The organism is Pseudomonas fluorescens, assembly GCF_004683905.1.
GTDB lineage: Bacteria > Pseudomonadota > Gammaproteobacteria > Pseudomonadales > Pseudomonadaceae > Aquipseudomonas > Aquipseudomonas putida_A.
In genome coordinates, this window is the sequence record NZ_CP038438.1 from 1,373,296 (window position 1) to 1,392,608 (window position 19,313).

A 19,313-nucleotide genomic window follows, 5' to 3' on the forward strand; every position below is an offset into this window, starting at 1 on the left:
AGTCTGCCTCAAGATTGCGAAAACAAAGCGCGCACTCTAACCGCTGTGCTCTATCGGACGCCAGCCATGGCGCTGAATATCCACACGATTGTTCAGGACGGTGACGCCTTCAGAACGCAATCGTGCCCGTTGTTCGTCCCCCGAGGGGCTGCCCAGTGGCAGACTGATCCGACCGCCGGCACCCAGTACCCGGTGCCACGGCAGTTTGGTATCGCCGGGTAATTGGCTCAGGGTCCGGCCGACCCAGCGGGCGGCGCGCCCCAACCCTGCGAGTTCCGCCAATTGACCATAGCTGACCACCTTGCCCTCAGGCACTTGGGCAAGGGTGGAATAAAGCGCCGTGCGTCGGATTTGCGCTTGGCTTTCCTCGGGATGATTCGGCTCTTTCACCAGCGCGGTTCCTGAACAATAGTCGTATCGATGGGCTCAAGCGTAATCGCTCGTTGGCCAGATGAGAAATGAACTCAATGGAAATCGCTCGGTCAGTCCTTGTCAGGGTCTTATTCCTACGGATAATGCCGACCTTTTTTCGCAAACTTGAGCCCTCGATCCGCTTATGTTGTCCAGAACCCTGCTGTGCCTTGCTGTCTTCAGTGCCTCCACGCCGCTGCTTGCCGATACCGTCTGGTTAAAGAACGGTGACAAGCTGAGCGGTAAGATCTCCGTTTTCGATGGCGGCAAATTGCTGATTCAGACCCAGTATGCGGGTGCGGTCAGCATCGACTGGAAAGAGGTCAAGACCCTGCAAAGCGATCAGGAACTGCTGGTCAAACAGGACGCCTACAACGGTGAAAAAGCCAAGTCGCTGACCGCTGCCGATGACGGCAAGGTCACCCTGGCCAACGGCGAGGCGCCGAAGACCGTCGAGCTGGCGAGCATTCAGCAGATTCTCAAGCCGAAACCGGTGGTCGAGGATCTGGTGTGGAAGGGTAACGTTGGCCTCGCGCTGGATTATCAGCGTGCGGAAAAGGACACCGACGACTACGACATCGACTTCAAGACCACCGCGCGTCATGGCCGCTGGCGGCACACCGCCGAGGGCGAATACAACCGCGAAGTGCAGGACGAGCAGGTCACCACCAATAACTGGCGCGCCGAATACGCACTCGACCGCTTCCTGACTGACAAATGGTTCTGGCAGGGCCGCCTGAACTACAAGCGTGACTATGTTGAAGAGTTGTCGCGTCAGCGTGTGGTCGGTACCGGTCCGGGTTACCAGTTCTGGGACGACGAGCTGGGCGCGTTCTCGCTCGGTTCGCTGCTCAACCGCACCGATTACGAGTACAGCGATGGCGGCAAGGACAACTTCTATTCGGTCGCCATGAAGTGGGATTACAACCGCTACCTGATCGGCAAGAAAGTCGAGTTCTTCACCAATGGTGAGCTGGGCAAGCCGCTATCTGACGTAGCCAATTACGCGCTCGATGCGGAGATGGGCTTGCGCTACAAGGTCACCGACTGGGCCTCGCTCAACCTCAAGGCCGAACGCGATATCATCAGTGGTACCAAGGACGCGGATTTGAACAAAACCCGCTACACCGCAGGGTTTGGCGTGGCCTGGTAAGGCAAGTCGAAAAAAAAGCAGCCGTGAGGGCTGCTTTTTTTGTGGCCGTTAAAAAACACACGCCCACAAAAAAGCCCCGCTTTGAGGGCGGGGCTCTTTTCTAAAGAAGCTACAAGTTAGATAACTTGTACTTCTTCAGCTTGCATGCCTTTCTGACCGCGGGTAGCGATGAAAGAAACCTGTTGGCCTTCTTTCAGGCTTTTGAAGCCGTCGGATTGGATAGCTTTGAAGTGAACGAACAGGTCGTCACCGGATTGTGGAGTGATGAAGCCGAAGCCTTTTTCATCGTTGAACCACTTAACGGTACCGGTTTGGCGATTAGACATGGTGTAACTCCTTGAACAAAGATAACTGCGACTCAGGAAGAACCCTGGCCGAGACTGAGTGCAAAGAGCAGGAAAAATTCTTGTAGATGGTTGGATCGAAATTCAACATATCGTGTAGAGATTCTCAGTGACACAAGCAACACAGTGGCGCCACCTTAACCCTTTTTCCGGAACGTGCCAATGTTTCTTGCGAAGGTTTCTCTGTTTTAGGGATCGGCGGTGTGACGGTTCGTCGCCAGAGCCTGTATTTCCAGGGTGTTCGGCGAGAATTTCAGCGCGGACTTTGAACCCGGCGGCGCGCCCGGTAAGATGCCGGACAGATTTTTTCCACCTCGCTATTCAGGACACCCGCCATGAGCATCAAATCGGACAAGTGGATTCGCCGCATGGCGCAGGAACACGGCATGATCGAGCCTTTCGTCGAGCGCCAGGTGCGCGGCAGCGACGACAGCCGTGTGATTTCCTACGGTGTGTCGAGCTACGGCTACGATGTGCGCTGCACCAACCATTTCAAGGTGTTCACCAACATCAATTCGGCGATCGTCGATCCGAAGAACTTCGATGCCGGCAGCTTTGTCGACATCCACAGCGACGTCTGCATCATCCCGCCGAACTCCTTCGCCCTGGCCAGCACCGTCGAATACTTCCGCATTCCGCGCAACGTATTGACCATCTGCCTGGGTAAAAGCACCTACGCGCGCTGCGGCATCATCGTTAACGTCACCCCGCTCGAGCCTGAGTGGGAAGGCCACGTGACCCTGGAATTCTCCAACACCACCAACCTGCCGGCGAAAATCTACGCCAACGAGGGCGTGGCGCAGATGCTGTTCCTCGAATCCGACGAGCAATGCGAAGTTTCGTACAAGGATCGCGGCGGCAAATATCAGGGCCAGCGTGGCGTGACCCTGCCGCGTACCTGATCCATCCGGCAGTTCGCGGGAATTCTTTGGCGGGCAGACACTCTATGGGGTGTACTGCCCGTTTTTGCTTCTGGCAAAGCGGGCCTTCGCCGAGGAGGTTGCATGAAGATCGATCCGCATATCACCGCCCAACTGGCAAGGCTTGAGCCCAATCAGGTTGGCGTTTTGGCCTGGTCATTGTTGGCACACCCGGCTTTCCATATGGCAGGCGGCATTCCCGGTCAGCCTGATCCCGACACCCCTAACGAACAACCGACCGAACCCGGCGAGCCGACGCTGCCGGACGAGCCGCCACCCGCGCCAGTGGCCTGAGTCGCTACTCCATGAATGGCCAGTCGGCTGAGGTTTGCCCAAGACCTCAACTGACGGGCCATATTTCGTTGTCGCCGATGACGAAAATCCTGCACTGAGCGTCTTTCTCGACCTGATAACCACCGGTAAAGGCACCAAAGGCCGGCAGCAGGCTCAATCGCTCACCCAGTCGAAAACATGCCAGCCGCAAACGCTGCCGCCCCTTGCCGTTGAGCCGATAGACCGGATGCACATGCCCGGCCAGCACGTGTCGTTCGGGATGCGGGTCGGGTTCGTGTTGCAGGGCAAACGGCCCGAGCAGCAGGGGCTCCGGAACCACGCGGATATTCAGCGCCGCCGGGGGATCCCCGGCACGTTTGTCGTGGTTGCCGCGAATCAGGGTCATCGGCAGATCGGCATGACGTGCGCGCCATTGGGCCAAGGCATTCAGCGTACCCGTCGCATGCGAACCGGGGCCGTGCAGAAAGTCACCGAGGAAAATCAGCTGCCGACAGGGCAGTCTGGCCAGCAAGCGGTCGAGCACTTCGATATTCGCCGTCGTGGTGCCCTGGGGTACCGGCTGGCCGAGGCTGCGATAGGCCGCGGCTTTGCCGAAATGCACATCGGCGATCAGCAGTGCTTGCTGCGCCGGCCAGTACAGGGCCTTTTCCGGCAGCAGCCAGAGTTCTTCACCGGCCAGGCGCACTGGATACGCTGCACTCATGAGGCTTGACCCTTGTCGGCGGACTTCTCCAGATCGCCGACCATGCGCCGGATGCGGTCAGCGAGTTTTTCCGAACTCATGCTTTCGCGCATGCGCTCCACCAGCAACGGAAAGCCTAGCGGTGTAGGACGTTTGATCAGGTGCATGTCCAGTTTCATCCGGTTGATCCGCTCCAATGTCTGTTCCAGACGACGAATATCCAGTTCTTCCCGTAAGACTTCTTCCCCGGCTTGAGCCAGCAGCAGGTTGTCAGCGTCGTATTGTTTGAACACTTCGAAGAACAATCCGCTGGAAGCCTGTACCTGGCGGGTACTTTTCGGCGCGCCGGGATAGCCGGCGAACACCAGCCCGGCGATCCGCGCGATCTCGCGAAAGCGCCGCAACGCCAGCTCCCCGGCATTGAGGCTGGCCAGCACGTCGCGCAGCAGATGCTCGGGGCTGAGCAGCGCCGCATCGAGTTGCTCGAACCAATCGACCGGCGTGGCGCTGAGCAACTCCAGCCCGTAATCATTCACCGCAATCGAGAACGTCAGTGGCTGGCGCTGACTGACGCGCCACGCCAACAGACTGGCGAGCCCCAGATGCACCTGGCGCCCGGCAAACGGATAAAGGAAAAGGTGCCAGCCTTCACGGGATTTCAGCGCTTCGGCCAACAGACTGTCGGAGGTGGGCAGACCCGACCAGTGCGCCTGGGTTTGCAGCAACGGTTGTAGCGCCTGCATTTCCGGGCCGACGAACTCGCCCCGTGCTGCCGCCGTGAAGCGGCTGACCACGGCGGCGGCCAGTTCGTTGGAAAGCGGCATCCGCCCGCCATTCCAGCGCGGCACGGCGGCTTTTTTCGCGGTGCTGCGTTTGACGTACGCGGTCATGTTTTCCACCCGCACTAACTCCAGCAAACGCCCGGCAAACAGAAAGCCATCGCCCGGTTTCAGCCGCGCGATAAAACCTTCCTCGACGCTGCCCAACTGCTTGCCACCGCCACCCTTGCTCCAGAATTTCAGATTAATGCTCGCGTCGCTGACGATGGTGCCGATGCTCATGCGATGACGGCGCGCCAATCGCGCATCGGGTACCCGCCAGACGCCGTGTTCATCCGGTTCGACCCGGCGGTAATCCGGATAGGCCGTCAGAGAAAGCCCGCCGTGACGTACGAAAGCCAGCGCCCAGGCCCAATCTGCCAGTGTCAGATCACGATAAGCCCAGGCACCACGGACTTCTTCGTACAGCTCTTCGGGAATAAAGCCACCGCCCAGCGCCATGCTGACCAGATGCTGCACCAGCACATCCAGCGGTTTGTGCGGCGACAGACGCGGTTCGATGAGTCGTTGCGCCACGGCATCGCCTGCGGCGGCGGCTTCGATCAGTTCCAGGCTGTGGGTCGGCACCAGCGTCACTCGCGAGGTGCGCCCCGGCGCGTGACCGGAGCGCCCGGCGCGTTGCATCAACCGCGCCACGCCTTTCGCCGAGCCGATCTGCAGCACCCGTTCCACCGGTAAAAAGTCCACGCCCAGATCCAGGCTCGAGGTGCAGACCACGGCTTTCAACTTGCCGTCCTTCAACGCTTGCTCGACCCAGTCGCGGGTCTCGCGGGACAGCGAGCTGTGGTGCAACGCGATCAGCCCGGCCCAGTCCGGCCGCGCTTCGAGCAATGCCTGATACCAGATTTCCGACTGTGCCCGGGTGTTAGTGAAGACCAGACTGCTGGCGCAGGCGTCCAGTTCGGCAACAACCTGCGGCAGCATCTTCAGACCGATGTGCCCGGCCCAGGGAAAACGCTCGATGGCCGGTGGGATCAAGGTGTCGACCTTGAGTGATTTTTCGCTCTGGCCCTGCACGCTGATCCCGCCGCCCTGTGGGATCAGCACCTGTTCGGCGTGGGCTTGATTACCGAGGGTGGCAGAAACGCCCCAGACGATCAGTTCGGGTTGCCAATGGCGCAGGCGGGCGAGGGCCAGTTGCAGCTGTGCGCCGCGTTTGTTGCCGAGCAGTTCGTGCCATTCATCGACGACGATCATCCGCAGGCTCGACAACGCAGTCCTGGCGTCGGCTCGGGCAAGCAGCAGGGTCAGGCTTTCCGGGGTGGTGATCAGCGTGGTCGGCAGGCGTCGGCCCTGTCGCGCGCGTTCGGCGCTGCTGGTGTCGCCGGTGCGCAGACCGATGCTCCACGGAATCTGCAAATCGCTGACCGGCGCTTGCAAGGCGCGCGCGGTGTCGGCGGCGAGGGCGCGCATCGGCGTGATCCACAGCACGGTCAGTGGTTCGGCTGGTGCTTTGCGTTTTTTGCTGTCTGCAACGCTGGGTTTGATGCGGGCGAAGCGGTTGAGCGCGGCGAACCACACCGCATAGGTTTTACCGGCGCCGGTGCTGGCGTGGAGCAGGCCAGACTGACCTTTTTTAACGGCGGCCCAGACGTTTTTCTGAAAGGCGAACGGCTTCCAGCCGCGTGCGCTGAACCAGAGTTTTGCGAAGTCGGTGGAGGTCGGCATACCGGCGGCGTGCGCTCTGAAGGTGTTCTTTCAGTGACCGCGCCGTTGCGGGACAAGTTTAATTTTGTGCGAGTACATACACCCTTGTGGGAGCGGGCTTGCTCGCGAAAGCGGTGTGCCAGTTAGAACAGTTTTGACTGACACACCGCTTTCGCGAGCAAGCCCGCTCCCACAGGGGAACTGTGGATGAGGTTACTTGAGGTTACCGCTGAGGAACTGCTTCAGCCGTTCGCTGCGCGGATTGCCCAGCACATCTTCCGGCGCGCCTTCTTCTTCCACCAGCCCTTGATGCAGAAACAACACCTGGCTGGAGACCTTGCGGGCGAAGCTCATTTCATGGGTCACCATGATCATCGTCCGACCTTCTTCAGCCAGACCCTGAATCACCCGCAACACCTCACCCACCAGCTCCGGGTCGAGTGCCGAGGTCGGTTCGTCGAACAGCATCACTTCCGGCTCCATCGCCAGCGCCCGGGCAATTGCCACCCGCTGTTGCTGGCCGCCGGAGAGAAACGCCGGGTACTGATCGGCAACCCGCGCCGGCAGGCCCACTTTATCCAAATAACGGCGGGCGCGGTCTTCGGCTTCCTGCTTGCTGCAACCCAGCACCCGGCGCGGGGCCATGGTGATGTTTTCCAGCACGGTCATGTGGCTCCACAGGTTGAAGTGCTGGAACACCATGGCCAGTCGCGTGCGCAGGCGTTGCAGTTCATTCGGGTCGGCGACGTGCATGCCGTGGCGGTCGGTGACCATGCGGATCGCCTGGCCATCGAGGCTCATGGCGCCGTCGTTGGGTTGTTCGAGGAAGTTGATGCAGCGCAAAAAGGTGCTTTTACCCGAGCCGCTGGCGCCGATCAGGCTGATCACGTCGCCGGTCTTGGCCTTGAGCGAAACGCCTTTGAGTACCTGATGGTCGCCATAGCTTTTGTGCAGACCTTCAACAGTCAATTTGTACATGGGGCAGACATCCTCAAGGCGAAAGTAGGTAGCCGCTGCGATAGGCTTCGGCGCCCGCCACGTGGGCGATCACCATGCCGGCAGTAGCCATGCGCCGCAGCGAGCGGGCGTACAGCAGGCCGGCGGCAGTGCAATGAATGGGGGTGACCCGGTCGTGGATCGGGTCGATGATTTCGGCAATCTGTTGCCCGGCTTGCAGGTATTGCCCGGCCGTAGCGGTGTACACCAGCAAGCCGCCCACCGGCGTGGTCACCGGTTCGACGCCGGCCAGCGGTGTGGCGGGGAACGGCAGGGGCGGCTGCGGCTTGGTCTCGCCGACGATCGCATCGAACTGGATCAGGTAATCGATCAAGGCCTGGCAGTCACGACTGGCCATTGGGTGATTGACGTCACCCTGGCCGCGCAATTCCACGGTCACCGAAAAACTGCCCAGCGGAATCTCGAAGTGTTCGCCAAAGCGCTCCTGCAGTTGCCACCACAACAGGGTGAAGCATTCGTCGAATGACTGGCCGCCGGAATCGGTGGCCAGCAGACTGGCCTGAGCTTCGATGTAACGCGCCAGCGGCTCGACCTGCGGCCACGCTTCGGGCGTGGTGTAGAGATGAACCACGGATTCGAAATCGCAGTGCAGATCCAGCACCATGTCGGCATCGCACGCTAGCCGTTGCAAGGTCAGGCGCTGGGATTGCAGTTGTGTGCCGGGCGTTTGACGGGCGAGGGCGTTGCGCAGGCTGGCGCGGATCAGCTCAAGGTTGCGCTGCGGGTCGTCGCCCAGTTTGCCCTCGATGTCGTTGCCGATTTCTTCGCTGAGGTCGACGAACCAGCGATTGAAATTCTGCCCGCTCTCCATCTCGTACCGGCCCAGCGGCACGTCCATCAGCACTTGTTCGAGGCCGACCGGGTTGGCCACCGGCACCAGCACAATCTGGCTGCGCAGGCGCCCGGCGGCTTCCAGCTCCGCCAGTCGCTGCTTGAGGTGCCAGGCCACGAGCATGCCGGGCAGTTCGTCGGCATGCAGCGAGGACTGGATGTAGATCTTGCCTTGGGCCTGCTCCGGGCCGAAGTGGAAGCTGTGGATCTGTCGTGCGGTCCCCGGCACCGGGGCCAACAGGTCATGGATCTGGTGTCGCATTACAGGTTTTCCTAGTGGGTCGGCCCGAGGAATGCCAGCCATCGGCGTTCGGCGAGGCGGAACAGGCCGACCAGCGCAAAGGTAATGGTCAGGTAGATCAGCGCGGCGATGCCGAACGACTGGAAGGTCAGGTAGGTCGCCGAGTTGGCGTCCCGCGCAACTTTCAGGATGTCGGGGATGGTCGCGGTGAAGGCCACGGTGGTCGAGTGCAGCATCAGGATCACTTCGTTGCTGTAATACGGCAACGAGCGACGCAGCGCCGACGGCATGATCACGTAGGCGTACAGCTTCCAGCCGGTCAGCCCGTAGGCCTTGGCCGCTTCGACTTCGCCATGGTTCATGCTGCGGATCGCCCCGGCGAAAATCTCCGTGGTGTAAGCGCAGGTGTTCAGGGCGAACGCGAGGATCGTGCAGTTCATCGCATCGCGAAAGAAACTGTCGAGCAACGGCTGCGCGCGCACGGCGGCCAGGCTGTAGATCCCGGTGTAGCAGATCAGCAACTGGATGTAGAGCGGCGTGCCCCGGAACAGGTAGGTGTAGAACTGCACCGGCCAGCGCACATAGAAGTGCGAGGACACCCGGGCAATCGACAACGGGATCGACACCAGAAAGCCAATGAAGATCGAGGCGCTGAGCAGCCACATCGTCATCGCCAGCCCGGTGATGTTGTTGCCGTCGGTATAAAGGAAGGGTTTCCAGTATTCCTGCAGGAGTTCGATCATCGTACGGCCTCCCGGGCACCGGCGGCGTAACGGCGCTCGAGCCAGCGCAGGATGACGTTGGATGCACTGGTGATCAGCAGATAGATCAAGGCGGCGAGTACCAGGAAGTAGAACAGTTGATAGGTGCTTTTACCGGCGTCCTGCGCGGCTTTGACCAGATCCGCCAGACCGATGATCGACACCAGCGCGGTGGCCTTGAGCATCACCATCCAGTTGTTGCCGATGCCCGGCAGGGCGAAGCGCATCATTTGCGGGAACACCACGAAGCGAAAGCGCTGGCCACGCTTGAGGCCGTAGGCGGTGGCCGCTTCGACCTGACCGCGTGGTACGGCGAGGATCGCCCCACGGAAAGTTTCGGTGAAATACGCGCCATAGATGAAGCCCAGGGTAATCACCCCGGCGGTAAAGGAGTCGATTTCGATGTAGTCCCACTCCATGACGTCGGTCAGGGCGGTCAGCCAGGTTTGCAGGCTGTAGAAAATCAACAGCATCAGCACCAGATCCGGCACCCCGCGAATCAGCGTGGTGTAGAGCTGGGCAGGCAGGCGCAGCAGTTTGGATTTCGACAGTTTGGCACTAGCGCCCAAGAGACCGAGCAACACGGCCACCAGCAGCGACAACGCGGACAATTTGATGGTCATCCAGGTGCCTTCCAACAGCAACGGACCAAAGCCCTTGAGGCTGAAGGCGGAGAGCCCCAGATTTTGTAAGAGGTTTTCGAACATAAATCAGCAACCTGAGCGGATGGAAAAGGCGCCCATCGACTGATGGGCGCCAGGGCATTATTTACCGCTGTACAGATTCAGATCGCCAAAGTGTTTCTTTTGAATCTCGGCGTATTTGCCGTCATCGTGTAACGCTTTGATACCTTTATCTAAAAGCGCCTTCAGCTCTTTGTTACCTTTCTTAATACCGACAGCGGTTTTGGCTGGCAGCAATTCGCTGTCGACCGGCTTGCTGACTTCGTAGTTGGCGCCATCCGGCGACTTCAAAAAGCCCAGTTCGGCTTGCAGCATGTCCTGGATCGAGGCGTCGAGGCGGCCGTTTTTCAGGTCGGCATAGACCTGATCCTGGTTGGCGTACGCCTGGATTTTTACCCCGGCCTTCTCCAATACGGCCTTGGCGTAGGCTTCCTGGATGGTGCCTTGCTCGTAACCGACGGACTTGCCCTTGAGGGAAGCGACGTCATCGCTAAGGCCGGAACCCTTCTTGAACACGTAGGAAGTCGGGCCGGAGAACAGCTCGCTGGAGAAGTCGATCGCCTTTTCACGGGCCGGGGTCACGGTCATCGACGAGATCACACCGTCGAATTTGTTGGCGTTGAGGCCCGGAATCATGCCGTCGAAGTCACTTTCAACCCATTTGCACTTGACCTTCAGCTCGGCGCAGATCGCGTTGCCCAGGTCGATGTCGAAGCCCACCAGGCTGCCGTCGGCCGCTTTCGACTCGAACGGTGCGTAGGAAGGATCAACGCCAAAACGCAGCTCTTTGTATTCCTTGGCCAGCGCGGAGCCGGCAGCCATGCACAACGCCAGTGCAGAAAGGGTCAGCAATGCTTTTTTCATTATTCAATCCCTAAGAACCAATATGAGCGCTTGTGGCGCAGAATTATTGTTACTGGAACGCGTACGACCTATAGAAAGTAGCAATTTCCGAACCAGAGTCCCGAACAAGTGTTTTAAAAGGTTGGGGGAGGGAGGAGGGAGAGGGAATGGTGCACGGGAATGGGCGTGGGGATTGAGCTGCACCAAGTTGGGTCGATGCAGGCATTTTTTAGTGATTCAGAATACTTGTAGCGAGGGGATTTATCCCCGAACGGCTGCGCAGCAGTCGCAAATCCGGTACACGCGGTTTACTGAAAGAATGATGGGGGGCCGCTTCGCGGCCCATCGGGGATAAATCCCCTCACCACAAGATCTCCTCACCAGAAAATCCACTCACTACAGGATGTTCATTCAGGACGATTGGAGGTTTGTCCCGGAAAACCGGGTCAGGCCAGCAAATCCTGCAACGTTGCCAGGCTATCGGCCTCATCCACCGTCTTGTCCTGCCGCCAGCGCAGCATCCTTGGAAAACGCACGGCGATCCCGCTCTTGTGCCGCCGCGATAGGGCGATGCCTTCGAAACCCAGTTCGAACACCAGACTCGGCTTGACGCTGCTGACCGGGCCGAATTTTTCCACGGTGGTCTTGCGCACGATGCTGTCGACCTGGCGCATTTCCTCGTCGGTCAGCCCCGAATAGGCCTTGGCGAACGGCACCAGCGCTCGTTGGCTGGACTCGGGCGGGCCGTCCCACACGGCGAAGGTGTAATCGCTGTACAGACTGGCGCGCCGGCCATGTCCGCGCTGGGCATAGATCAACACCGCATCGACGCTGAACGGATCGACCTTCCACTTCCACCACACGCCCATGTCCTTGGTCCGGCCTACGCCATACAGGGCGTCGCGGGCCTTGAGCATCATGCCCTCGACACCGAGGCGCCGTGAGGCTTCGCGCTGCTGGGCGAGGTCGAACCAGTCGCTGCCGGTCAGAATCGGCGAGGCCAGTAACACCGGGTTGTTACCGTGAGCGATGACCTGCTCCAGTTGCGTACGTCGTTCGGCCTGCGGACGGTTGCGCCAGTCTTCGCCCTGCCACTCCAGCAAGTCGTAGGCGAGCACCACCACCGGCACTTCTTCGAGGATTTTCTTGTCGAGGGTTTTGCGCCCGATGCGCTGCTGCAGCAGGGCGAACGGTTGCACCGCCGGCGGTGCGCTCGATTGCGGATCGAAGGCGTCTGCGGTGCTCGGATGGGTGCTTTTCCAGACCACGATTTCGCCGTCGATTACCGTGCCGTCGGGTAACGCGTGGACCAGTGTGTCGAACTCGGGGAAACGCTCGGTCACCAGTTCTTCACCCCGCGACCAGACCCACAGCCGACCCTCGCGCTTGACCACCTGCGCCCGGATGCCATCCCACTTCCATTCCACTTGCCAGTTGCTCGCCGGCCCCAGCAGCGCTTCAAACTCCTCCACCGGTTGTGACAAGCCATGCGCGAGGAAGAACGGGTAGGGTTGGCCGCCACGTTGCGCATGTTCATCGGCGGATTCCGGCGCGATCAGTTTCAGGTAGCTGGTCGCGTTCGGCCGGTTCGACAGGTCGGTGTAACCCACCAGGCGCTGCGCCACGCGTTTGCTGTCGAGGCCGGCCATCGACGCCAGAGCGCGGGTGACCAGCAGTTTCGACACGCCGACGCGGAAACTGCCGGTGATCAGCTTGATGCACAGCATCAGGCTCGGCCGATCCAGTTGCGCCCACAGCGCGGGCAGGTGGCGGGCGAGGTATTCCGGGGTTTCACCGCGCAGTGGCAGCAGCTTGTCTTCAATCCATTCGGCAAGGCCGGCCTCGGAGCTGTGCGAATTTTCCGGGAGCACCAGGGAAATGGTTTCCGCCAGATCGCCGACGGATTGATAACTTTCCTCGAACAGCCACGGTTGCAGTCCCGAGACTTCCACCGCCAGTTCGCGCAGGATGCGCACCGGCACCAGTTGCCGCGGGCGTCCACCGGACAGAAAGTACACCGCCCATGCCGCGTCCTGTGGTGCTGCTTGAGCGAAGTAGGTTTGCATCGCTGCCAGTTTGGCGTTGCTTGACGTGGTGGCGTCGAGTTCGGCGTACAGCTCGGCGAAAGCTTTCATGCTTGCACCTCGGCGATAACCGGCTCGGCGCCAATGTTCTCCTCTTCGTCGTCGCCGTATTCGGTGTTGAAACCCTGCGCGTCCAGGCCTTGTTCGCGCAGATGCCGGACCAGCACGCCGATCGAGCCGTGGGTGACCATCACCCGTTCGGCGCCGGTCTGTTCGATGGCCCAGAGCAGACCCGGCCAGTCGGCGTGATCCGAGAGCACGAAACCGCGATCCACGCCGCGCCGCCGACGGGTGCCGCGCAGGCGCATCCAGCCGCTGGCGAAGGCGTCGCTGTAGTCACCGAACCGGCGCATCCAGGTGCTGCCGCCCGCCGAGGGCGGGGCGATGACCAGCGCCTGACGCATGATCGGGTCGGATTTTTTGATGTCGCCGGCGTAGATCGTCGGCGGCAGGTACACGCCGGCCTCGCGGTAGACCCGGTTCAGCGGCTCGACCGCGCCGTGGCTGAGGATCGGGCCGAGGCTGGCGTCGATGCCGTGCAGGATCCGCTGAGCCTTGCCGAACGAATAACAGAACAGCACGCTGGCCTTGCCGGCGGCGATGTTCGCCTGCCACCACTGGTTGATCTCGCTGAACACCTGCGCCTGTGGTTGCCAGCGGTAGATCGGCAGGCCGAACGTCGATTCGGTGATGAAGGTGTGGCAGCGCACCGGTTCGAACGGCGCGCAGGTGCCATCGGGTTCGATTTTGTAATCCCCCGACGCGACCCAGACTTCGCCACCGTATTCCAGGCGTACCTGAGCCGAACCGAGCACATGCCCGGCGGGATGGAAACTCAAGGTCACGCCGTGATGGGTGAGCCGCTGGCCGTAGGCGAGGGTTTGCAGGTTGATGTCCTGACCCAGACGCGCGCGCAAAATCCCTTCGCTGGCGCTGCTGGCAAGGTAGTGCTGATTGCCGTTACGGGCGTGATCGCCGTGGGCATGGGTGATCACCGAGCGCTCGACCGGGCGCCACGGATCAATGTAGAAATCCCCGGCAGGGCAATACAAACCTTCGGGGCGGGCGATAACAAGGTCCATGTCGTTACCAGAATGGGGGGCTTGTTAGCTATGAGGTTGGCGCGTGTCTGGAAGTTCTATCGATTTTCAAAGCTCCCTCACCCCAGCCCTCTCCCGGAGGGAGAGGGAGCCGACCGAGGTGTCTGGCGAGCTACATCGACCTGAAAGTCCGCGTCGATTATGGATTCGGCGCGACGGTTCAGGTCGGTGTATTGCGAAAGAACAACTCCGTCGGTCCCCTCTCCCTTGGGAGAGGGTTAGGGTGAGGGGCTTTTGATCTGTGCCTTACTTGCCCGGTGTGAGGGTCAAACGCGTCTTGCCATACACCCGGTCAAAGTTCTGCGGCTGCATCGGCAAGCCGATGTACTGACCCTTGAGCCAAGCGTCGATGCCGTTGAGGTAGTTCGGGCTGGCCGGGTTGCCGGACTGGCCGGTGCCGTTCTGGCCCATCAGCGGCTCAGCCTGGCTGAAATCGACGATGAAACGCATCGACGGCGCCCGCGTGGTGTTGAAGTCCTTGCCCCAGGTAAACGCCGAGGTATTGAGCGTGGTGTGATCGCCACCGGCTGCCAGCGGGCCGCGAACGGTCTGGCCGTTGGCGTTTTTCCACGTGTAGCTGTGCAGTTTGCCCCACTGCCAGGCCTTGTGATCGCCACCCAACTGACTGTCGCCAGCGTTGATCGCGGCGGCCAGACTGCGCGCCAGAATCACGGCTTTGTCTTCTTTCTGCGGGGTACGCAAGTCATCCCAGAACGGGCTGTCTTCGCGCCCGAGCAGGTGATCGGCCTGCGCCGCGTAGGACAAGTCGCCATTGGCAACAAAGGCTTTCCACGCCGGACTCGACTCGGGGCCGAGCTCATCGAGGAAGATCTGCTTCATGCTTTCTTGCAGGAACAGTTCATAGATCGCCGCATCCGCCGAGGTCGGGCTGAGCTTGCCGTCAAACGCCATCAATCGGGTGAACGCCTCGCGCGCCTTGTTGCGATCGGCTTCCGGCAGGGCGTCGATCGCCTGTTTCAGCGGCTGCTTCATGCCCGGCGCTTCAAACATTTTCTTCAGCTTGGCAGCGAAGGTGGTGGTCTGGTCGTACTGCATGGCGATCACGCTGCGACCGTCCTGTTTGCCGCTGTTGGCCAGTTCCGCCAAGCGCTCACCGCGCTCCGGCGCCGCCCACGAGTTGGACAACTGCATGCCGTAGCCGTGAGGAATGACCCGCTGGTTGGCGGTGCCGAGCCAGCCCTGGGTCGGGTCCTGATCGTACGGGTGCAATATCGGGTCGGCGTAACCGTCCCAGTCATAACGACCTTCCCAGCCCGGCGATGGCAGCAGGCCTTCGCCTTCGCGCCGGTTGGGGAAACGTCCGGTGACTTGCCAGCCGATGTTGCTGGCGTCGGCGAATACCATGTTCAGGGCGATGGCGCGGATCTCGCGGCTGGCGTCTGAAGCGCGTTCAACGTTCTGTGCGCGGGTCAGGTCAAAAAACGCGTCCAGCGATTTGTCGTCGGTGAAGCTCGGGGTTTGCAGGGCCAGGCCAAAACCGTTGCCCTGTACGGCCTGAGCACTGTTGAGCAGCGCGCCGTGGCGGGTTTCGTACACCGCTTCGCGAATTGGTCGCTGGCCTTTGACGAAATAGGTTTCGTTGCGCACGCCCAGCGGCTGCCATTTGCCATTGACCTCATAGGTCAGGCTGTTGCCCTGACGGCGGATTTTTTCCAGGAACAGGTCCTGATTGTCGCCGAGCACGCTGGTGGCGCTCCACGCGACTTTGCCGTTGAAACCGCCGAGGATCATCGGCAGACCGGCAACGGTGACACCGGCAGCCTGATATTTCGGCGCGCGGATCTGCACGAAGCTCCACAGCGACGGTGCCGCCAGTGGGCCATGACTGTCGCTGGCGAGAATGCTCTTGCCGCTGCGGCTGCGTTGCGGGGCGATGGCCCAGTTGTTCGAGGTGCTGGCGCCGAGCAGATTTACCGCCGCCAGTTGATGGCTGGCGTTGCTCAGCTCGGTGAGGCCGGGAATCTGCCCGTTGAGCTTGAGGCCTTGCAGCTTGTCGGCTTCGGCCATTGGCAAGTTCTCGTCCGGTGCGGACGGGGTCAGCCAGGCGAGTTTGTCGCTGCTCACGGTTTGCGCCAGCACCAGCGAGGAAATTTCTTCCGGCAGGTTGGCCGACTGGCTGAAGTTCAACAGCGCAAAGATCAGCGCCGAATCCTCCGGTTTCCAGTATTCCGGCTTGTAGCCGCTGGCGGCGAGGTCGCCCGGCAGTTTGTCGGCGTAGCGGAACAGGTAGGCGTTGACGCCCCGCGCATAGACTTCGAAGAAGCGCTTGAGGCGTGGCGACGAGGCCTTGTACAGCTCGTCGGCGCTTTTCTTCAGGTTGACCGCGCGCATGTAGCGGTCGGCGTCGAGCATCGAGGCGCCGGACATTTCCGCCAGACGCCCCTGGGCCAACAGGCGCAGGGTGACCATCTGGTTAATGCGGTCGCTGGCATGCACGTAACCGAGGGCGAACAGTGCGTCGTGGAAGCTGTTGCTTTCGATCAACGGCATGCCCATGGCATTGCGTCGCACCGAAACGTTCTGCGCCAGACCCTTGAGCGGTTGCACGCCGGAGGTAGGCGGGAGGGTGTCCTGCGCGTTCCAGGTCTGGCAACCGGACAGGCTCAAGACACCGGTCACTGCTGCGGCAACGCCGAACCGGGGAAGAAAATGTGTGAGGGCTGGCGAGGCCATGGCAAAGCTCCTGCGGGGGGGTAGAGGCTGGGGGCGCAATAAAGCCGCTACGTTAGTGAGCAGGAGATGGCCGCGCAAGCGGGGGACAAACTTATTTGTGAGGTGTGACAGAACCTGTGGTGAGGGGATTTATCCCCGATGGGCAGCGCAGCAGCCCCAAACCTGCCATCTCGGTGGGTCAGCTCTGTCTCGGTTGCAGGAATTAGGGCCGCTTCGCTGCCCATCGGGGATAAATCCCCTCACCACAAAGCGCTTCAATCTGCCGTGTTCGATAGCTTGCTTAATAAGTGGCGGTGATGCTGAACTGCGGAGCTCACTGACCCCGCATGAGAAAAAAACGCCATGGAGCTCAAGGCCAACGCCGCACTGATCATCATCGACCAGCAACAAGGCATTCTGCAGCCGCGACTGGGTAGGCGGAATAATCCACAGGCCGAAGAACGCATGCTCGATTTACTGAGGGCGTGGCGCAGTAGCGGGCGGCCGGTGATTCATGTGCAGCATCTGTCGCGTGAACCGGATTCGGTGTTCTGGCCCGGGCAGTCAGGGGTGGAATTTCAGCAGCGATTCATGCCGCAGGACGGTGAATGGCTGATCCGGAAACAGGTACCGGATGCGTTTTGTGCCACGGGGCTGGAAGCGCAGCTGCATGAGGCGGGGATCGGGCAATTGATCATTGTTGGTGTAGCGACCAACAACTCGGTGGAATCCACAGCGCGCACGGCGGGCAATCTGGGGTTTGAGGCGTGGGTGGCGGAGGATGCGTGTTTCACCTTCGACAAGGCCGATTATTTCGGCACACCGCGTTCAGCCGAAGAAGTGCACGGGATGTCGCTGGGGAATGTGCACGGGGAGTATGCGACGGTGGTCAGCGCTGCGCAGATTCTGGCGGCTGTCTGAACATTTTGGGGTGAATGTACCGGCACATTCGCGAGCAAGCCCGCTCCCACAGTCGACTGCGTTCAGTCAGCGGGAACGCGGTCAACTGTGGGAGCGGGCTTGCTCGCGAAGGCGGCTTGTCAGGCGAAGAAAGACTTCACCTGAAGCATCAAGCGCCGTGGCACTTCTTGAATTTCTTGCCGTTGCCGCATGGGCAAGGGTCGTTGCGGCCGACGTCTTTCAGGGCGTTGCGCACCGGTTCCTGGTGGGCGTGGCCGCAGTTCGGGCCGTGGACATGGCCATGATCGTGATCGTGATGATGGTCATGATCGTGGTTGCAATCAGGGCCATGGACATGAGGTTGCTGAGTCATCGGTTGTGCTCCGGAATTAAATCGGCGGGGATTATCACGCCATTGCGCTCCAGGTGCACGTAGTGGGCGATGAATAAACCGGTTTCCATCTCACCCTGCAATCGATAGGGCACCTGCTGGTGCTGACTTTTCAGCATTTTCACCACGTCCTTGACCCGCGGCCACAGGTTGGTGCGGATCGGTATCCGATAGAACGCGCTGCTTTTCGGCCCTACCGTGATCCAGTGTTCATGCTCGCCTTCGGCAAGCAACAGGTCTGCCAGATGAATGCGATATTCCATGCCGCGCACCGTCAGGTCGCTGTCGTTTGGGTTGTCGATGCGAAAGTGCAGGATGAATTTCTGTTCGAGCAGCTTGGCCCGCACCACCTCGACTTTTACCAGGTGCACGGCGGGGTCGACGCTGTCGTCGCTGAACCATGAGGCGCAACCGCCGAGGTTCAGGATCAGCATCAATAACAAGCCATGCAGTGTGCGACAGTGACCGAGCATCGAAAAAACTCCCTTTGTGCCCCAGTCTAGTCGGCACTTCCCTTTATGCGCCGAAATACCCCGCACAGCACTTCTTGAACTTCTGCCCGCTGGCACACGGGCACGCGTCATTGCGCCCCAGCTTCAACTGCACGGTCGGGTCGATGAAGTACCAGCGCCCGGCGTTTTGCACGAACGAGGAGCGCTCGCGGTGGCTGTGTTCGCCCTGGCTGTCGTGCCAGCGCGCGGTAAAGGTGACGAAGGCATGCTCGGGTTGGCCGCCGAACACTTCCGAGCTTTCGACCTCAAGGCCGAGCCAGGTGCTCTGCGCGCTCCAGGCGCTGATCGACTGGCGATCCAGACCGGCCTGCTGGGCGGGCAGGGTGGTGGCCACCAGATAATCGATCAGCCCCAGCACGTAGGCGCTGTAGCGCGAACGCATCAGCGCTTCGGCGCAAGGCGCCGGGTGGCCTTCGTGATAGTGGCCGCAGCAGGCCTCCAGCAGGTTGCCGCTGCCGCACGGGCAAATGGCTGTACTCATTGCATTACCACCAGTATTTGCCGAAGTTTTCCGGATTGGCCCAGAATCGCGAGTTGAGCCAGTCGGGGACTTGTTTGTAGTCAAGCAGATCATAGGTGAACAGGGTCAGTACCTGATCGTCACGCTGGAAGCGTTCACTGGCCTGCAGCGCCAGCGAGTAGAAATCGGTTTCCTGCCAGCCGCTGGCCGGCAGATCCGCCAGCACTGCAATGCGACTGGCGTTGAGGTTGCGAATCCCGCCCAGCAGATTCAAGCCGTCACGCTTGGGCAGGTGCTCAAGGCAATCGACCACCAGCGCCAGGTCGAAGCGCCGCGCCGCGAGTTCGGCGGGCAACGCACCGGGTGCGGCGTGGGCCACGCAGGTGTCCGGGTGCGCCTGCTTGAACGCGGCGAGCGCCGGAAATTCGCTGGCGCCGATCAGCAGTAAACGCGCCGGGGCATAGCGATCCAGTAAAGCAGCCAGCGCCTGTTGCGGCGTGCGCGAAGAAATGGCGACGTTCATCGAA

General features: G+C 60.9%; 20 protein-coding genes. 4 read left to right on the forward strand and 16 right to left on the reverse strand.

Annotation, left to right across the window (positions count from 1 at the left end; translation table 11 throughout):
- Window positions 1-36: 36 nt before the first annotated feature.
- Window positions 37-390, reverse strand: coding sequence for an MGMT family protein (locus tag E4T63_RS06220; protein ID WP_135295090.1), 354 nt, complete (start codon window positions 388-390; stop codon window positions 37-39).
- A 166-nt stretch (window positions 391-556) separates the two neighbouring features.
- Between E4T63_RS06220 and E4T63_RS06225 the strand changes: the two genes are divergently transcribed.
- Window positions 557-1,564 carry a DUF481 domain-containing protein gene (locus E4T63_RS06225; protein WP_007961919.1) on the forward strand — a complete coding sequence of 336 codons (1,008 nt, stop codon included), beginning with the start codon at window positions 557-559 and terminating at the stop codon, window positions 1,562-1,564.
- Window positions 1,565-1,680: 116 nt separating this feature from the next.
- Here E4T63_RS06225 and E4T63_RS06230 read toward each other — a convergent pair whose 3' ends face one another.
- The gene (locus E4T63_RS06230) at window positions 1,681-1,890 is read right to left on the reverse strand and encodes a cold-shock protein (RefSeq protein WP_002554837.1); all 210 of its coding nucleotides are present in this window, start codon (window positions 1,888-1,890) and stop codon (window positions 1,681-1,683) included.
- Window positions 1,891-2,243: 353 nt separating this feature from the next.
- Between E4T63_RS06230 and dcd the strand changes: the two genes are divergently transcribed.
- Both dcd and E4T63_RS06240 read left to right on the forward strand, forming a co-directional pair.
- Window positions 2,244-2,810, forward strand: coding sequence for a dCTP deaminase (gene dcd / locus E4T63_RS06235; protein WP_003222308.1), 567 nt, complete (start codon window positions 2,244-2,246; stop codon window positions 2,808-2,810).
- Window positions 2,811-2,912: 102 nt separating this feature from the next.
- The gene (locus E4T63_RS06240; protein WP_027614346.1) at window positions 2,913-3,122 is read left to right on the forward strand and encodes a hypothetical protein; all 210 of its coding nucleotides are present in this window, start codon (window positions 2,913-2,915) and stop codon (window positions 3,120-3,122) included.
- Window positions 3,123-3,168: 46 nt separating this feature from the next.
- On the opposite strand, the gene pdeM is transcribed toward E4T63_RS06240, so the two are convergent.
- The 10 genes from pdeM to E4T63_RS06290 all read right to left on the reverse strand — a co-directional run bounded on the left by pdeM (window position 3,169) and on the right by E4T63_RS06290 (window position 16,544).
- Entirely contained in the window at window positions 3,169-3,825 is a 657-nt protein-coding gene (gene pdeM, locus E4T63_RS06245; RefSeq protein WP_135295091.1) for a ligase-associated DNA damage response endonuclease PdeM, read from the reverse strand.
- The gene (locus E4T63_RS06250; protein WP_135295092.1) at window positions 3,822-6,311 is read right to left on the reverse strand and encodes a ligase-associated DNA damage response DEXH box helicase; all 2,490 of its coding nucleotides are present in this window, start codon (window positions 6,309-6,311) and stop codon (window positions 3,822-3,824) included. The genes pdeM and E4T63_RS06250 overlap by 4 nt, the downstream gene beginning before the upstream one ends.
- Before the next feature lie 192 nt (window positions 6,312-6,503).
- Window positions 6,504-7,268, reverse strand: a complete 765-nt coding sequence (locus E4T63_RS06255) for an ABC transporter ATP-binding protein (protein WP_123586990.1) — start codon at window positions 7,266-7,268, stop codon at window positions 6,504-6,506.
- Between the two features lie 13 nt (window positions 7,269-7,281).
- Window positions 7,282-8,400, reverse strand: coding sequence for a succinylglutamate desuccinylase/aspartoacylase family protein (locus tag E4T63_RS06260; protein WP_135295093.1), 1,119 nt, complete (start codon window positions 8,398-8,400; stop codon window positions 7,282-7,284).
- A gap of 11 nt (window positions 8,401-8,411) precedes the next feature.
- Entirely contained in the window at window positions 8,412-9,122 is a 711-nt protein-coding gene (locus E4T63_RS06265) for an ABC transporter permease (protein ID WP_003222318.1), read from the reverse strand.
- Entirely contained in the window at window positions 9,119-9,847 is a 729-nt protein-coding gene (locus E4T63_RS06270; protein ID WP_003222319.1) for an ABC transporter permease, read from the reverse strand. Before E4T63_RS06270 ends, E4T63_RS06265 begins: the two co-directional genes overlap by 4 nt.
- A gap of 57 nt (window positions 9,848-9,904) precedes the next feature.
- Window positions 9,905-10,687 carry a transporter substrate-binding domain-containing protein gene (locus E4T63_RS06275; protein ID WP_003222321.1) on the reverse strand — a complete coding sequence of 261 codons (783 nt, stop codon included), beginning with the start codon at window positions 10,685-10,687 and terminating at the stop codon, window positions 9,905-9,907.
- 425 nt (window positions 10,688-11,112) lie between these two features.
- Window positions 11,113-12,801, reverse strand: a complete 1,689-nt coding sequence (locus tag E4T63_RS06280) for an ATP-dependent DNA ligase (protein ID WP_135295094.1) — start codon at window positions 12,799-12,801, stop codon at window positions 11,113-11,115.
- The gene (locus E4T63_RS06285; protein WP_097086545.1) at window positions 12,798-13,832 is read right to left on the reverse strand and encodes a ligase-associated DNA damage response exonuclease; all 1,035 of its coding nucleotides are present in this window, start codon (window positions 13,830-13,832) and stop codon (window positions 12,798-12,800) included. The genes E4T63_RS06280 and E4T63_RS06285 overlap by 4 nt, the downstream gene beginning before the upstream one ends.
- Window positions 13,833-14,096: 264 nt before the next feature.
- A complete protein-coding gene (locus E4T63_RS06290; RefSeq protein WP_135295095.1) occupies window positions 14,097-16,544 on the reverse strand; it encodes a penicillin acylase family protein in 2,448 nt (815 codons plus the stop codon).
- A gap of 342 nt (window positions 16,545-16,886) precedes the next feature.
- Here E4T63_RS06290 and E4T63_RS06295 point away from each other — a divergent pair, with 342 nt between their 5' ends.
- Complete coding sequence (locus E4T63_RS06295) at window positions 16,887-17,444, forward strand: cysteine hydrolase family protein (RefSeq protein WP_098967545.1); 558 nt, start codon at window positions 16,887-16,889, stop codon at window positions 17,442-17,444.
- A gap of 148 nt (window positions 17,445-17,592) precedes the next feature.
- Here the strand turns inward: E4T63_RS06295 and E4T63_RS06300 are convergent, their stop codons facing one another.
- The 4 genes from E4T63_RS06300 to E4T63_RS06315 are packed head-to-tail and all read right to left on the reverse strand — an operon-like array spanning window position 17,593 to window position 19,309.
- Window positions 17,593-17,796, reverse strand: coding sequence for an SEC-C metal-binding domain-containing protein (locus E4T63_RS06300; RefSeq protein WP_003198420.1), 204 nt, complete (start codon window positions 17,794-17,796; stop codon window positions 17,593-17,595).
- Window positions 17,793-18,287: an LEA type 2 family protein gene (locus E4T63_RS06305; RefSeq protein WP_027614355.1), complete on the reverse strand. Its 495-nt coding sequence runs from the start codon at window positions 18,285-18,287 to the stop codon at window positions 17,793-17,795. Before E4T63_RS06305 ends, E4T63_RS06300 begins: the two co-directional genes overlap by 4 nt.
- Window positions 18,288-18,330: 43 nt before the next feature.
- Window positions 18,331-18,807: a YchJ family protein gene (locus E4T63_RS06310; protein ID WP_027614356.1), complete on the reverse strand. Its 477-nt coding sequence runs from the start codon at window positions 18,805-18,807 to the stop codon at window positions 18,331-18,333.
- A gap of 4 nt (window positions 18,808-18,811) precedes the next feature.
- The gene (locus tag E4T63_RS06315; RefSeq protein WP_027614357.1) at window positions 18,812-19,309 is read right to left on the reverse strand and encodes a DUF6231 family protein; all 498 of its coding nucleotides are present in this window, start codon (window positions 19,307-19,309) and stop codon (window positions 18,812-18,814) included.
- Window positions 19,310-19,313: the final 4 nt, after the last annotated feature.

Bases quoted from the DNA above. Each gene is read 5' to 3' on its own strand.
- E4T63_RS06225 (WP_007961919.1), top strand. From the start codon at position 557: ATGTTGTCCAGAACCCTGCTGTGCCTTGCTGTCTTCAGTGCCTCCACG.
- E4T63_RS06230 (WP_002554837.1), bottom strand. From the start codon at position 1,890: ATGTCTAATCGCCAAACCGGTACCGTTAAGTGGTTCAACGATGAAAAA.
- dcd (WP_003222308.1), top strand. From the start codon at position 2,244: ATGAGCATCAAATCGGACAAGTGGATTCGCCGCATGGCGCAGGAACAC.
- E4T63_RS06240 (WP_027614346.1), top strand. From the start codon at position 2,913: ATGAAGATCGATCCGCATATCACCGCCCAACTGGCAAGGCTTGAGCCC.
- pdeM (WP_135295091.1), bottom strand. From the start codon at position 3,825: ATGAGTGCAGCGTATCCAGTGCGCCTGGCCGGTGAAGAACTCTGGCTG.
- E4T63_RS06250 (WP_135295092.1), bottom strand. From the start codon at position 6,311: ATGCCGACCTCCACCGACTTCGCAAAACTCTGGTTCAGCGCACGCGGC.
- E4T63_RS06255 (WP_123586990.1), bottom strand. From the start codon at position 7,268: ATGTACAAATTGACTGTTGAAGGTCTGCACAAAAGCTATGGCGACCAT.
- E4T63_RS06260 (WP_135295093.1), bottom strand. From the start codon at position 8,400: ATGCGACACCAGATCCATGACCTGTTGGCCCCGGTGCCGGGGACCGCA.
- E4T63_RS06265 (WP_003222318.1), bottom strand. From the start codon at position 9,122: ATGATCGAACTCCTGCAGGAATACTGGAAACCCTTCCTTTATACCGAC.
- E4T63_RS06270 (WP_003222319.1), bottom strand. From the start codon at position 9,847: ATGTTCGAAAACCTCTTACAAAATCTGGGGCTCTCCGCCTTCAGCCTC.
- E4T63_RS06275 (WP_003222321.1), bottom strand. From the start codon at position 10,687: ATGAAAAAAGCATTGCTGACCCTTTCTGCACTGGCGTTGTGCATGGCT.
- E4T63_RS06280 (WP_135295094.1), bottom strand. From the start codon at position 12,801: ATGAAAGCTTTCGCCGAGCTGTACGCCGAACTCGACGCCACCACGTCA.
- E4T63_RS06285 (WP_097086545.1), bottom strand. From the start codon at position 13,832: ATGGACCTTGTTATCGCCCGCCCCGAAGGTTTGTATTGCCCTGCCGGG.
- E4T63_RS06290 (WP_135295095.1), bottom strand. From the start codon at position 16,544: ATGGCCTCGCCAGCCCTCACACATTTTCTTCCCCGGTTCGGCGTTGCC.
- E4T63_RS06295 (WP_098967545.1), top strand. From the start codon at position 16,887: ATGGAGCTCAAGGCCAACGCCGCACTGATCATCATCGACCAGCAACAA.
- E4T63_RS06300 (WP_003198420.1), bottom strand. From the start codon at position 17,796: ATGACTCAGCAACCTCATGTCCATGGCCCTGATTGCAACCACGATCAT.
- E4T63_RS06305 (WP_027614355.1), bottom strand. From the start codon at position 18,287: ATGCTCGGTCACTGTCGCACACTGCATGGCTTGTTATTGATGCTGATC.
- E4T63_RS06310 (WP_027614356.1), bottom strand. From the start codon at position 18,807: ATGAGTACAGCCATTTGCCCGTGCGGCAGCGGCAACCTGCTGGAGGCC.
- E4T63_RS06315 (WP_027614357.1), bottom strand. From the start codon at position 19,309: ATGAACGTCGCCATTTCTTCGCGCACGCCGCAACAGGCGCTGGCTGCT.